This is a genomic window from Martelella sp. (genome assembly GCF_984369615.1).
The window spans coordinates 1-13,348 of the sequence record NZ_CFHTCS010000093.1 but is presented as its reverse complement, the minus strand read 5'-3'; the positions used below and the strand labels follow the sequence as shown (position 1 = coordinate 13,348).

The 13,348-nt window shown below is 63.2% G+C and carries 11 protein-coding genes; 6 read left to right on the top strand and 5 right to left on the bottom strand.

All coding sequences use genetic code 11. The annotated features are described in order from the left end of the window. The 6 genes from glgB to AC5DC2_RS09840 all read left to right on the top strand — a co-directional run. On the top strand, positions 1 to 1,396 hold a 1,396-nt coding region (gene glgB, locus AC5DC2_RS09865; protein ID WP_491698351.1), incomplete at its 5' end, for a 1,4-alpha-glucan branching protein GlgB. A 17-nt stretch (positions 1,397 to 1,413) separates the two neighbouring features. Next, positions 1,414 to 2,676, top strand: coding sequence for a glucose-1-phosphate adenylyltransferase (gene glgC / locus AC5DC2_RS09860; protein ID WP_024710139.1), 1,263 nt, complete (start codon positions 1,414 to 1,416; stop codon positions 2,674 to 2,676). Positions 2,677 to 2,679: 3 nt separating this feature from the next. Continuing rightward, positions 2,680 to 4,116 carry a glycogen synthase GlgA gene (glgA, locus tag AC5DC2_RS09855; RefSeq protein WP_036238459.1) on the top strand — a complete coding sequence of 479 codons (1,437 nt, stop codon included), beginning with the start codon at positions 2,680 to 2,682 and terminating at the stop codon, positions 4,114 to 4,116. Positions 4,117 to 4,129: 13 nt separating this feature from the next. After that, positions 4,130 to 5,758, top strand: coding sequence for an alpha-D-glucose phosphate-specific phosphoglucomutase (locus tag AC5DC2_RS09850; RefSeq protein ID WP_491698350.1), 1,629 nt, complete (start codon positions 4,130 to 4,132; stop codon positions 5,756 to 5,758). Positions 5,759 to 5,765: 7 nt separating this feature from the next. Beyond that, positions 5,766 to 7,742, top strand: coding sequence for a glycogen debranching protein GlgX (gene glgX, locus AC5DC2_RS09845; RefSeq protein WP_024710137.1), 1,977 nt, complete (start codon positions 5,766 to 5,768; stop codon positions 7,740 to 7,742). Between the two features lie 38 nt (positions 7,743 to 7,780). Further along, the gene (locus tag AC5DC2_RS09840; RefSeq protein ID WP_200337364.1) at positions 7,781 to 8,269 is read left to right on the top strand and encodes a MaoC family dehydratase; all 489 of its coding nucleotides are present in this window, start codon (positions 7,781 to 7,783) and stop codon (positions 8,267 to 8,269) included. A 6-nt stretch (positions 8,270 to 8,275) separates the two neighbouring features. On the opposite strand, the gene AC5DC2_RS09835 is transcribed toward AC5DC2_RS09840, so the two are convergent. From AC5DC2_RS09835 to AC5DC2_RS09815, 5 genes are all read right to left on the bottom strand, one after another. Continuing rightward, on the bottom strand, positions 8,276 to 8,830 hold the full coding sequence (locus AC5DC2_RS09835; protein WP_491698349.1) for a sarcosine oxidase subunit gamma: 555 nt from the start codon (positions 8,828 to 8,830) through the stop codon (positions 8,276 to 8,278). Further along, complete coding sequence (locus AC5DC2_RS09830; protein ID WP_491698348.1) at positions 8,823 to 11,780, bottom strand: sarcosine oxidase subunit alpha; 2,958 nt, start codon at positions 11,778 to 11,780, stop codon at positions 8,823 to 8,825. The genes AC5DC2_RS09835 and AC5DC2_RS09830 overlap by 8 nt, the downstream gene beginning before the upstream one ends. Then, positions 11,777 to 12,079, bottom strand: coding sequence for a sarcosine oxidase subunit delta (locus AC5DC2_RS09825; protein ID WP_491698347.1), 303 nt, complete (start codon positions 12,077 to 12,079; stop codon positions 11,777 to 11,779). Before AC5DC2_RS09825 ends, AC5DC2_RS09830 begins: the two co-directional genes overlap by 4 nt. A 3-nt stretch (positions 12,080 to 12,082) precedes the next feature. Beyond that, positions 12,083 to 12,919: an alpha/beta fold hydrolase gene (locus AC5DC2_RS09820; protein ID WP_491698346.1), complete on the bottom strand. Its 837-nt coding sequence runs from the start codon at positions 12,917 to 12,919 to the stop codon at positions 12,083 to 12,085. An 8-nt stretch (positions 12,920 to 12,927) separates the two neighbouring features. After that, positions 12,928 to 13,348 (bottom strand): FAD-dependent oxidoreductase (locus AC5DC2_RS09815; RefSeq protein WP_491698345.1); only part of this gene is annotated, 421 nt, incomplete at its 5' end.

Sequence of the window (13,348 nt, the reverse complement as noted above, 5' to 3'; positions counted from 1 at the left end):
CGGGTCGTTTCTGTCCTGGGACGAACTCGCCGACCGGCTGATCCCCTATTGCGCCGACATGGGCTTCACCCATATCGAATTCCTGCCGGTCTCCGAATATCCCTATGATCCGTCCTGGGGCTACCAGACGACCGGGCTTTATGCGCCGACGGCCCGTTTCGGCGAGCCGGAAAGCTTCGCCCGTTTCGTCAATGGCTGCCACAAGGTCGGCCTCGGCGTCATCCTCGACTGGGTGCCCGCCCATTTCCCGACCGACGAGCATGGCCTCAGGCAATTCGACGGCACGTCGCTTTACGAGCATGCCGATCCGCGCCAGGGCTTTCATCCGGACTGGAACACGGCGATCTACAATTTCGGCCGCACCGAAGTCGCCTCGTTTCTCCTGAACAACGCGCTCTACTGGGGCGAACGGTTTCATGTCGACGGGCTCAGGGTCGACGCCGTCGCCTCGATGCTTTACCTCGACTATTCGCGCAAGCACGGCGAATGGGTGCCGAACGAATATGGCGGCAATGAAAATCTCGGCGCCGTCCGTTTCATCCAGGAGACCAACAAGGCCGTCTACGGCAATCATCCGGAGATGATGACGATCGCCGAGGAATCGACCGCCTGGCCCAAGGTCTCGCAGCCCGTGCACGAAGGCGGTCTCGGCTTCGGCTTCAAGTGGAACATGGGCTTCATGCACGACACGCTGAGCTATCTCGCGCGCGAGCCGATCTACCGCAAGCATCATCACCAGGAAATCACCTTCGGCCTGCTCTATGCCTTCGCCGAGAACTATGTTCTGCCGCTCTCCCACGACGAGGTGGTGCACGGCAAGGGCTCGCTGATTGCCAAGATGGCGGGCGACGACTGGCAGAAATTCGCCAATCTGAGGGCCTACTACGCCTTCATGTGGGGGTATCCCGGCAAGAAGCTCTTGTTCATGGGGCAGGAATTCGCCCAGTGGAGCGAATGGAGCGAGGCCCGCGGGCTGGACTGGAACCTGCTCGACTATCCGACCCACGAGGGCATGCGCCGCCTGGTGCGCGATCTCAACTTCACCTACCGCTCCAAGAAGGCGCTGCATGCGCGCGACTGCGAGCCGGAGGGCTTCGAGTGGACGATCGTCGATGATCACGACAATTCCGTCTTTGCCTGGCAGCGCAAGGCGCCGGGCGAAAAGCCAATTATCGTCATCTGCAATTTCACGCCGGTTCCGCGCGAGGACTATCACGTCCCTGTGCCCAAGGCCGGGATCTGGCGCGAAATCCTGAATACCGACGCCGAAATCTACGGCGGCAGCGGCAAGGGCAATGGCGGGCGCGTGCGCGCCGACGTCCATGGCCATGGCGGCATTTCCGCCACCCTGCTTCTGCCGCCGCTTGCAACCATCATGCTGGAACCGGAAGAGTGAGTGAGAGGGAGGGAAGGATGAATACGCGCACTGGATACCCCCTGGCCCGTGACGCCATGGCCTATGTTCTGGCCGGCGGTCGCGGCAGCCGATTGAAGGAACTGACCGACACGCGTGCAAAGCCCGCGGTCTATTTCGGCGGCAAGACCCGCATCATCGACTTCGCTCTGTCGAACGCGCTCAATTCCGGCATCCGGCGCATCGGCGTCGCCACGCAGTACAAGGCGCACTCGCTGATCCGACACCTGCATCAGGGGTGGAACTTCTTCCGGCCTGAACGAAACGAGAGTTTCGACGTGCTTCCCGCCTCCCAGCGCGTCTCGGAAACGCAGTGGTACGAGGGCACGGCCGACGCGGTCTACCAGAATATCGACATCATCGATTCCTATGGCCCGGAATACATGATCATCCTGGCCGGCGACCACATCTACAAGATGGACTATGAGGCGATGCTTCAGCAGCACGTCAACGAAGGCGCCGATATCACCATCGGCTGCCTGGAAGTCCCGGTGGAAGAGGCCAAGGGCTTCGGCGTGATGCATGTGGACGCCACCGACCGGATTGTCGATTTCGTCGAAAAGCCGGCCAATCCGCCGGGCATTCCCGGCAACGAGAAGATGGCGCTTGCCTCCATGGGCATCTATGTCTTCAACACCAAGTTCCTGTTCGAATGCCTCTACCGCGATGCAGCCGATCCGACCTCCAGCCGCGACTTCGGCAAGGATATCGTCCCCTACATCGTGAAAAACGGCAAGGCGATGGCGCACCGCTTCTCCAAGAGTTGCGTGCGCTCGAGCTATGAAAAGGAAGCCTATTGGCGCGATGTCGGCACGATCGATGCCTATTGGCAGGCCAATATCGACCTGACGGCCGTGGTTCCGGAACTCGACATATACGACAAGTCCTGGCCTGTCTGGTCCTATTCGGAGGTCACGCCGCCGGCGAAATTCGTTCATGACGACGAGAACCGCCGCGGTTCGGCCATTTCCTCGGTGGTATCGGGCGACTGCATCATCTCCGGTTCGCAGCTTTACAAGAGCCTGCTTTTCACCGGCGTGCGCGCCAATTCCTATTCGCGCCTCGAAGGCGCCGTCATTCTCCCCCATGTCCATATCGGACGGCACGCGCGGCTGAAGAACGTGGTGATCGACCACGGCGTCCACATTCCCGAAGGCCTTGTCGTCGGCGAGGACCCGGACGTGGATGCCCGCCGCTTCCGTCGCTCCGAAAGCGGCATTTGCCTGATTACACAGTCGATGATCGACAGATTGGATAACTAAGACATGAAGGTCCTTTCCGTTGCGTCGGAAATCTACCCGTTGATCAAGACGGGTGGCCTTGCCGATGTGGCAGGCGCCTTGCCGCTTGCCCTTGCCGGCCTTGGCGTCGAAACCCGCACCATCGTTCCGGGTTACCCGGCAATCATGAAGGCGGTCGAGGGGCATGCCGAAAAGGTTCACACCTTCGGCGACCTTTTCGGGGAATGGGCAACGCTCCACGCAGCCAGATACGAGGGCCTCGACCTTCTGATCCTGGACATTCCGGCGCTTTTCGGCCGTTTCGGCAATCCCTACAATTCCGCGAGCGGGGAAGGTTATTCCGACAACTGGCGCCGTTTCGGGGCGCTGTCCAAAGCGGCGGCGGAAGTTGCCGCCGGCGTGCTTCCGGGATGGGAGCCGGACCTCGTCCACTGCCATGACTGGCAGGCGGCGTTGACGCCGGTCTACATGCGTTTTGCCGACGTTCCGGAGAAACCGTCGATCCTCACCATCCACAACATCGCGTTTCAGGGCACGTTCGGACCCGAGATCTTCCCCTGGCTCGGCCTTCCGGCCCATGCGATGGCCGTGGACGGCGTCGAGTATTACGGCAATGTCGGCTTCCTGAAGGGCGGCTTGCAGACCGCCTGGGCGGTGACCACCGTCAGCCCCACCTATGCGCGCGAGATCCAGACGCCGCAATACGGCATGGGGCTCGAAGGCCTGATCGCCGCGCGCGCGCATACCGTCCACGGTATCGTCAATGGCATCGACACCGATGTCTGGAACCCGACGACGGACAAGACGCTCGCCAGCCGCTACACGCCGAGCCGTCTGCGCCTGCGCGAACCCAACCGGCAGGTCCTGAGCGAACGCTTCGGCCTTGATGACGACAATTCGCCGATCTTCTGCGTCGTCTCGCGCCTGACCTGGCAGAAGGGCATGGACCTTCTCGCCGAAGCCATCGGACCGCTGGTGGCGATGGGCGGCAAGCTCGCCGTTCTCGGCACCGGCGAGCATCACCTGGAGGAAGCCTTCCGCAACGCGGTGCGGCTCTATCCCGGGCGCGTCGGCACGATCATCGGCTATGACGAGACGCTGTCGCATATCCAGCAGGCCGGCGCCGATGCCATCCTCATTCCCTCGCGTTTCGAACCCTGCGGCCTGACCCAGCTTTACGGCCTGCGCTATGGCTGCGTGCCGGTTGTCGCGCGCACCGGCGGTCTGGCCGACACCATCATCGACGCCAATCCGGCCGCGCTCGATATGAAGGCGGCAACGGGCATCCAGTTCTCGCCGGTGGAAACCTGGTCGCTGGTCCACGCCCTGCGCCGCGCCGTCAACCTTTTCGACGACAAGAAAAACTGGATGCATATGCAGAAACAGGGCATGAAGAGCGACGTGTCCTGGAAATCCAGCGCCAAACTTTACGCCGACCTTTATTCAAGCCTATTCGTGTGACGGTTCGAACATCATGACCAAGACCATTGCCACCAAGCCCTTTGACGGCCAGAAGCCCGGAACCTCGGGCCTGCGCAAGAAAGTGCCGGTTTTCGCCCAGCCGCATTATGCGGAAAACTTCATCCAGTCGGTATTCGACAGCCTCGAGGACTATCAGGGCAAGACGCTGGTGATCGGCGGCGACGGGCGCTATCTCAACCGCGAGGTGATCCAGACCGCGATCAAGATGGCCGCGGCCAACGGTTTCGGCAAGGTCATGGTCGGCCAGGGCGGCATTCTGTCGACGCCGGCGGCCTCCAACATGATCCGAAAATACCAGGCCTTCGGCGGCATCATCCTCTCGGCCAGCCACAATCCCGGCGGCCCGAACGAGGATTTCGGCATCAAATACAACACCGCCAATGGCGGCCCCGCGCCCGAGCGCATCACCGATGCGATCTATGAGCGCACCAAGCTGATCGACCGCTACCGCATCTCCGAGGCCGACGACGTGCCGCTCGACAAGCTTGGCACCTACAAGGTCGATGACATGGACGTGGAAGTCTTCGATCCGGTCGCAGACTATGCGGCCCTGATGGAGGAACTGTTCGATTTCGAAGAGATCCGTTCCTATATCGCCGGCGGTTTCCGCATCGCCTTCGACGCAATGAGTGCGGTAACCGGCCCCTATGCCAGGGAAATCATCGAGAACCGTCTTGGCGCGCCGGAGGACTCGGTGCGCAATTTCGTGCCGCTCGAAGATTTCGGCGGCCACCACCCCGACCCGAACCTCGTCCATGCCAAGGAACTTTATGACGAGGTGATGAGCGCCGACGGCCCCGATTTCGGCGCGGCCTCCGATGGCGACGGCGACCGCAACATGGTGGTCGGAAAGGGCATCTTCATCACGCCGTCCGACAGTCTCGCCATCCTTGCGGCAAACGCGCACCTGGCGCCTGCCTACAAGGGCGGCCTTGCCGGGATCGCCCGTTCGATGCCGACCAGCCAGGCCGCCGACCGGGTGGCCGAGAAACTCGGCATCGAGGCCTATGAGACGCCGACGGGCTGGAAATTCTTCGGCAATCTGCTCGATGCCGGCAAGGCGACGCTGTGCGGCGAGGAGAGCTTCGGCACCGGCTCCAGCCATGTGCGGGAGAAGGACGGGCTGTGGGCCGTTCTGCTCTGGCTCAACATCCTGGCCGTGCGCGGCGAGACCGCGTTCGACATCGTCAAGAAGCACTGGGCGGATTATGGCCGCAACTATTATTCCCGCCACGACTATGAGGGCATCGAAACCGAGGCGGCCAACGGCCTGATGGACGCGCTGCGCGAGAAGCTTGCCACCCTGCCCGGCTCCACCTTCGGCGACCTGACCGTGAAGGAAGCCGACGACTTCGCCTATCACGACCCGGTCGACGGCTCGATCAGTCGGAACCAGGGCGTGCGCATCATGTTCGAAAGCGGTTCCCGCGTCGTCTTCCGTCTTTCCGGCACCGGCACGTCCGGAGCGACGCTGCGCGTCTATCTGGAGCATTTCGAGCCGGACCCGGCCCGCCATGAAGAAGACACGCAGAAGACGCTTGCCGGGCTGATCGCCTATGCCGAGCACGTCGCCGGCATCAAGGAACGCACCGGCCGCGATGCTCCGACCGTGATTACCTGAGATACCGATGCGTGACCATGAAGCAAGACCCGGCGTGAGGGTTCTCGACCGGGGCGTCGAATTTTCCGTCTATTCGGAGAATGCGGCAGGTATGGAACTCTGCCTGTTTACCCCGGACGGCACGGAGACCGCGCATCTTCCGATGTCGCACGAGCGTGGCAATATGTTCCGCCTGCTCGTCGACGGGCTGAAACCCGGCCAGCGCTACGGCTATCGCGCCTTCGGACGGTACGATCCGATGGCCGGACACTGGTTCGATTCCTCGAAGCTTCTGGTGGACCCGTACGCGCGCGAAATCGACGCGCCCTACCGCTATGATCCCAGGCTCGGACAATATGGCGTCGAGACGGCCGACATCGTGCCGAAAAGCGTGGTGGTTCCCGATCTGGGCGACGAACCCGGCCATATCGACCTGCCGGATGGGGCCTTCATCTACGAGGCCGGGGTAAAATCGCTGACGAAGCTCAATCCGCACGTGCCCGAAAGCATTCGCGGCACAGTCGCGGCCCTCGGACATCCCGCCGTGGTGGAGCATCTGCAGAAGATCGGGGCTGACGCGATCGAACTCATGCCGGTGACGGCGTGGATCGACGAGCGCCATCTCAGGGATCTCGGACTTACCAATGCCTGGGGCTACAATCCGGTGACCTTCATGGCGCCTGACCCGCGGCTCTGCCCGGGCGGAATCGCCGAATTGCGCGAGGCGGTTGCAGCCCTGCACAAGGCCGGCATCGCCGTGATCCTCGATCTCGTCTTCAACCACAGCGGCGAAAGCGACCAGTTCGGCGGCACGCTGAGCTTCCGCGGTCTGGACAACGCGACCTATTACCGGCTGGCCGAAGACGACCCTTCGGTGTTCATCAACGACACCGGCTGCGGCAACACGATCGCCTGCGACCACCCGATGGTGCGCCGCTATATCATCGACAGCCTGCGCTTTTTCGTCACCCAGGCGGGCATTGACGGCTTCCGCTTCGATCTCGCGCCCATCCTCGGGCGCACCCGGCAAGGCTTCGATACCCATGCCGAAACGCTGGATGCCATTCTCTCGGACCCGGCGCTGAAGGGCAGAACCATGATCGCCGAACCCTGGGATATCGGTCCCGGCGGCTACCAGCTTGGCCATTTCCCCGCCCCCTTCCTGGAATGGAACGACCGGGCGCGCGACGACATGCGCCGGTTCTGGCGCGGCGATCCGAACATGACCGGCCTGCTCGCGGACGCCCTGTCGGGTTCCTCGCACATCTTCTCCGTGCGCGACCAGCATGTGACCCGCTCGGTCAATTTCATCGCCGCCCATGACGGGTTTTCGCTGCACGACGTGACCGCCTATGTGCACAAGCACAACGGGCCCAACGGCGAGAGCAACCGCGATGGCCACGACGAAAACTTCTCGTGGAACAACGGCATCGAGGGCGAAACCGACAATGGCGTGGTGCTGTCGCGCCGCCGGCAGGACATCAAGGCGCTGCTTGCCACCCTGTTTGCCAGCCGCGGCGCGATCATGCTCAAAGCCGGAGACGAGGGCGGCATGACCCAGTACGGCAACAACAATGCCTATTGCCAGGACAACGAGACCACCTGGATCGACTGGCACGCCATGGATGACGAGCTGATCGCCTATACCGGGGAACTGGCCGCCCTGCGCAGGCAGTTCTCGGTCTTCTCCGAAACCGGGTTCTTCACCGAGGACGAGGTGACCTGGCTGCGTCCGGACGGCGATAGCATGTCCGTCGAGGACTGGGAGGCGGCGGAATGCGACAGCCTGAGCGTCGTGCTCTCGACCACGGAGCGCGCCAGCGGAAGTCCGACGCGTCTTGCCATCCTGATCAATCGCAGCCACGGGGAAATGGCCTTCCGCCTGCCGGAGCGCGACGCCCACGGGTGGCACAGCCTCGCCGACCGGAAACGCGGCATCGTCGAGATCGCGCTTGCGCCCCGTTCGGTATCGTTTTATGCGGAAATGCTCTCCGAGGCCGGATAGGCCAACCAACAACAACCGTGCGCAGCCGAAAGAAGACAATGGCCAAAGACATTTCGCTCTCTGAAGTGAAGGACTATATCGGCCATGAGGTCGGTCTGTCGCGCTGGTTCACCGTCGACCAGACGATGATCGACACCTTCGCCGACGCCACGCTCGACCATCAGTTCATCCATACCGATCCGGAACGCGCCCGAGCCGAAACGGCTTTTGGCGGTACGATCGCCCATGGTTTCCTGACGCTCTCGCTGCTTTCGGCGATGAATTATGATTGCGTGCCGAAGGTGCGCGAACAGACCATGGGCATCAATTTCGGCTTCGACAAGGTGCGGTTCATGACCCCTGTCAAAAGCGGCGCGCGCGTGCGCGGCCGCTTCACGCTCAGGGACGCACGCTTTCGCGGGGCCGAACTGCTGGCGATCAATTACACCGTGAGCGTCGAAATCGAAGGCGAACGGAAGCCGGCGCTGACCGCCGACTGGATCACACTTGTCCAGTTTGCCGCCGAAGATCGCCCGGAAACGGCCTGACCCGCCTCAACGGGCCGCGTCCTTCGCGCCCTGATCGAGCAGGCCGAAGACGTAAGGCGCGAACGAGCGCCAGCATTCCACGCGGAAGGTGTTCTCCTCCTTGCGGAACAGAACGATCTCCGCCTTGCCGAGAACGGTGCGCACCACCTTGCCGACCGGAAAGCTGGCAAGCCTCAGGTCCTGCGGGCAGGCGGCGTTGATCGCTGCCGCAGCCCCCGGCCCGTCGACCATCACCGCGACGTTGCGGTGGGAGACGTCAACGGCGGAGAACGGCGTCTCGATCCCCTGCAGCCGCGACATCAGGTCGTCGCCATATTCGTTGATCACCAGCCATTCATCCGGCCCCAGCCAGAAGGCATAGCGGCCGTCCTTCATGGCCGATGACAGCGGCGCGCGCGGCAGGTCGATCTCGAGGGCGCCGGAAAGCGCGCCGAGCGCAGTCTCCCCGGCCCTGAGCGAAAGCCGCGTGGCATCGGCGGCGACCACGAGGCGGGCAAGGCCCGAGCCGCCATAGGTGCCGGCAAGCGGAAATGCGCGTGTCGCAACACGTTCCTCAGCCATGGATGCGCGCTCCTTCCTTGTCATAGAATACGGTGTCGACCACCTCGACGGCGATATTGCGGTTCGGCATCGGCACGTAGAGCGTCTGGCCCTTGAGCGCGTGACCGTTCTTGACCACCGCCATGGCAATGCCACTCTGCAATGCCTCCGACCAGTAGGCCGACGTCACATGACCGAGCATGGGCACCGGTTTGGCCGCATTCGGATCGGCAACGATCTGCGCGCCCTCCTCCAGCACCAGCCGCGGATTGTTCTTGACCATCAGGCCGACAAGCTGCTTGCGATCCTCGGCGACGAGATCCGGGCGCTTGAGCCCGCGTATGCCGACGAAATCGGTCTTCTTCTTCGACACCGCCCAGCCCATGCCGGCATCGAACGGCGTTACCGTGCCATCGGTATCCTGACCGACGACGATATAGCCCTTTTCCGCGCGCAGCACATGCATGGTCTCGGTACCATAGGCGCAGGCCCCGAAGCGCTCGGCACGCTCGAAAACGGTCTTCCAGACGGAAAGTCCATAGTCGGCCGGCACGTTGATCTCGAAGCCAAGCTCGCCGGTAAAGGACACCCGGAAAAGCCGCGCCGGCACGCCGCAGACCGTGCATTCGGCAAGGCTCATATGCGGGAAGGCGTCCGCCGAGATATCGACGCCCTCGACAAAGGGTTCGATGATCTCCCGCGCTTTCGGCCCCTGCACCGCGATCACGGCCCATTGCTCGGTGGTCGAGGTCAACCAGACGTTCAGATGCGGAAACTCGGTCTGCAGATAATCTTCCATCAGGTTGAGAACGCGCGGCGCGCCGCCGGTCGTCGTCGTCACATGGAAGCGGTCCACCGAAAGCCTGCCGACCACGCCGTCGTCATAGATGTAACCGTCCTCGCGCAGCATCAGACCGTAGCGGCATTTGCCGGGCTTCAGCGTCGACCAGGCGTTGGAATACATCAGGTTCATGAAGGCTTCGGCATCCGGGCCGACCACCTCGATCTTGCCGAGCGTCGAGGCATCGAAGACGCCGGCCGCCTCGCGCACCGTCCGGCATTCGCGGTTGACCGCATCATGCTTGGTTTCGCCGGGGCGCGGAAAATACCAGGCGCGCTTCCAGTTGCCGACATCCTCGAAGGCCGCGCCCTCGCCTTCCGCCCATTCATGGATCGGCGTCTTGCGGGCCGGATCGAAAAGAGCCCCCCGCGAATGACCGATCAGCGTGCCGAAGGTGACGGGCGTGAAGGGCTGCCGGAAGGTGGTGAGCCCCACCTGCGGGATCGGCCGGTCCAGCATTTCGGCGGCGATGGCGAGACCGTGCATGTTGGAAAGCTTGCCCTGGTCGGACGCCATGCCGTTGGTCGTGAAGCGCTTGATATGCTCGATCGAGGCCATGCCCTCGTGCACGGCCTGGCGGATATCCTTGGCGCAGACATCGTGCTGATAGTCGATGAAGGCGCGGGCATGGCTGTCGGCGCTCTCGTCTTCGCCCAGCATGCCGCCGGTCCACGCACGGTCGTTTTCGGCCGCTATATCGGCAAGGCCGCCGCCGGCCGCGGCCGCCTCGCCGATGATGGCGTGGATCGCGTCCGTGCCGTTGCAGGCGCCGACGCAGACGGAATTCTGCGCATGCGTACCGGGGACGAAGCGCTGCTCATCCGCATCGAAGACCAGCTTGCCACGCGCCTGGGAAAAGAGATGGACGGACGGCGTCCAGCCGGCGGAGGTGATCAGCGCGTCGACATCGAAGCTGCGCGTCTTGCCGCTGTCCTTGTCCTTCACCTTCATGGAGGAGACGCGGAGCCGCCCCTTCGTTCCAACAACGGTGTTGTTGGCAAGAATCTTGATGCCAAGCGCCCTTGCCTCTTCCTCAAGTCCTGCGCCTGCCTCCATCCGGCTGTCGACGATGACAGGAACATCGACACCGGCCCTCTTCAGGTCGAAGGCCGCCTCATAGGCCGAATCATGGGCGCAGAAGACGCCGATGCGCCTGCCCACGGCAACGCCATAATGATTGAGATAGGACCGTGCGGCGGAGGCCAGCATGATGCCGGGCCGGTCGTTCTGCGGGAAGACCATCGGACGTTCGATCGCGCCGGTGGCGAGGATAACCTCGCCCGCGCGCACCTGCCACAGCCGCTCGCGCGGGCCGTTGGCCCTGGCATTCGGCAGGTGATCGGTGAGCCGTTCGCCGAGCGCGACGAAATTGTGGTTGTAGTAGCCGAAGGCAGTCGTGCGCGGCAGGACGCGGACATTGTCCATCCCCTTCAGTTCCTCCACGGCAGCCAGCGCCCATTCGTACCCCTGCTTGCCGTCGACGGTCGTGCCGCTTTCATATTGGAGCGCACCGCCCGGCTCCGGCTTTTCGTCGCAAAGGATCACGTCCTTGCCGGCCCTGGCTGCGGAAAGGGCTGCCGTCAGCCCGGCAATCCCCGCGCCGACCACCAGCACATCGCAGTGGATATAGCGGCAGGCATAGGTGTCCGGATCGTCCTCGGTCGGCGCTTCGCCGAGTCCCGCGGCCCTGCGGATCAAAGGCTCATAAAGCCTGTGCCAGGCAATGCGCGGCCACATGAAGGTCTTGTAGTAGAAGCCGGCGATGAAGAAGGGCGAGAGGAAATCATTCACCGCGCCGGCATCGAAGGAGAGCGACGGCCAGCGGTTTTGCGAGGACGCCTTCATGCCATCGAAAACCTCCTGCACCGTGCCGCGCACATTCGGCTGACGTCTGGCGCTGTCGCGGGCAATGTCGAAAAGCGCGTTCGGCTCTTCCGAACCGGCTGTCAGGAAGCCGCGCGGGCGGTGATATTTGTAGGAGCGGCCGACCAGATGCACGCCGTTGGCCAGCAGCGCGGAGGCGAGCGTGTCTCCCTCAAGGGCCGTATAGGACTTGCCGTCGAAGGAAAAGCGGATGGTCCTGGCTGGCGTGAGCCGTCCCTTGCCGGCAATGCGCAATGCGCCGCTCATCGGCCTTCTCCCTCAAAATCCGCGCGCTCGGGTTTCGGTTCGCCGGTCCTGTAGGTCTTCAGGAACCGGTCGGACACGGTGTCCCGCAAGGCGTTGAAGAAGCGGCCGCAGCCATGGACATGGCGCCAGCGCTCGTAGTGAATGCCCTTGGGATTGGCGCGCATGAAAAAATAGTCCGCAAACGCCTCGTCGGAAATCTCCGCGATATTCTCCGGCCGGGCGATATGGGCTTCGCCGGCGGCGGCAAATTCCAGCTCGCTTCGCGCTTCGCCGCAATAGGGACAGTGGATCAGCAGCATGTTCTAGTTCCCTTCCAGTTCGGGCAGGGCTTCGGGCAAGGAGAGGATCATGTCGAGCAGCGGACGCGGCGCCTCCAGCTGCGGCATATGGCCGACGCCTTCAAGCGCATGAAGCTGGACGCCGATGGCGCCGGCAAGCTGGTGGCCGCGCGAGATCGGGATCCACGGGTCCTTCTCGCCCCAGATCACGGTGACCGGGCAGTCGATCGTCTTCAGCCTGTCGGCAAATTCGTCGGTGAAACGCTCGTCGGCCTGGGCGAATTGCCTGTAGAAGCTCGCCTGCCCCTCGGGCGTCAGCCAGGGCGAGGCGAGTTCATGCAGCTCGTGCTCGTCCAGCTCGCTCACCAGAGCGCTGCGGATATAGGCGGCGACAATGGCCGAATGGATATGCGGCGGCAGCGGCGTGAAGGCATCGATATGACGGCTGACATGCTCGAAGAATTCAGACCCCCAGGGGCTGACGGCCACGACGTTCATCAAAACAAGGTCGTTAAAGGCAACATCATGCAGCAGGTTCGCTCTGAGCGTCACCGCGCCGCCGAAATCATGGGCAAAGACGCTCGGCCGGTCGAGCTCCCAGAATTCCACCATCTCCCCGAAGACGCGCCCCTGCACATCAAGCCCGGTCGCCTGTTCGGGGTCCTTGGCCGAACGGCCGAAGCCCGGCATGTCGTACCAATAGCAGGTATAGGCTTTTGAGAGCGGCAGGATCATCCGGTGCCAGGAAAAGGACGACCACGGCCAGCCATGGGCCAGTACCAGCGGCGGCCCCTCGCCGGCCGAACCCCAGGCAACGGTGCCTGCGCTCGTTTCTGTCTTGTTGCTGACGGTCCAGAGCATGGCGGGCCTCAATGCGCGACGGCGGCGGCCGCCGCCTCGTCGATCAGGCGGCCGGTGCGGTAGCGGTCAAGCGTCAGCCCGGCGGCAAGCCTGTGCGGCTCGCCCCTGGCGATCAGATGGGCGAAGAGGTGGGCAGACCCCGGCGTCGCCTTGAAACCGCCCGTGCCCCAGCCGCAATTGACGAAGAGCCCCGGAACCGGCGTCACGCTCTGGATCGGCGAGCGATCCGGCGTGTTGTCGGTGATCCCGCCCCATTGCCGCATCATCTTCACCCGGCGGAAGATCGGGAAAAGCTCGCAGATCGCGTCGAGCGTGTGAGTGATGATCTGCAGGCCGCCGGTCTGGGAATAGGAATTATACTGGTCTGTGCCCGCGCCGATGACGAGTTCGCCCTTGTCGGACTGCGAGATATAGGCATGCACCGAATTC

Bases quoted from the DNA above. Each gene is read 5' to 3' on its own strand.
- AC5DC2_RS09835 (WP_491698349.1), bottom strand. From the start codon at position 8,830: ATGGCTGAGGAACGTGTTGCGACACGCGCATTTCCGCTTGCCGGCACC.
- glgX (WP_024710137.1), top strand. From the start codon at position 5,766: ATGCGTGACCATGAAGCAAGACCCGGCGTGAGGGTTCTCGACCGGGGC.
- AC5DC2_RS09840 (WP_200337364.1), top strand. From the start codon at position 7,781: ATGGCCAAAGACATTTCGCTCTCTGAAGTGAAGGACTATATCGGCCAT.
- AC5DC2_RS09820 (WP_491698346.1), bottom strand. From the start codon at position 12,919: ATGCTCTGGACCGTCAGCAACAAGACAGAAACGAGCGCAGGCACCGTT.
- AC5DC2_RS09830 (WP_491698348.1), bottom strand. From the start codon at position 11,780: ATGAGCGGCGCATTGCGCATTGCCGGCAAGGGACGGCTCACGCCAGCC.
- AC5DC2_RS09825 (WP_491698347.1), bottom strand. From the start codon at position 12,079: ATGCTGCTGATCCACTGTCCCTATTGCGGCGAAGCGCGAAGCGAGCTG.
- AC5DC2_RS09850 (WP_491698350.1), top strand. From the start codon at position 4,130: ATGACCAAGACCATTGCCACCAAGCCCTTTGACGGCCAGAAGCCCGGA.
- glgA (WP_036238459.1), top strand. From the start codon at position 2,680: ATGAAGGTCCTTTCCGTTGCGTCGGAAATCTACCCGTTGATCAAGACG.
- glgC (WP_024710139.1), top strand. From the start codon at position 1,414: ATGAATACGCGCACTGGATACCCCCTGGCCCGTGACGCCATGGCCTAT.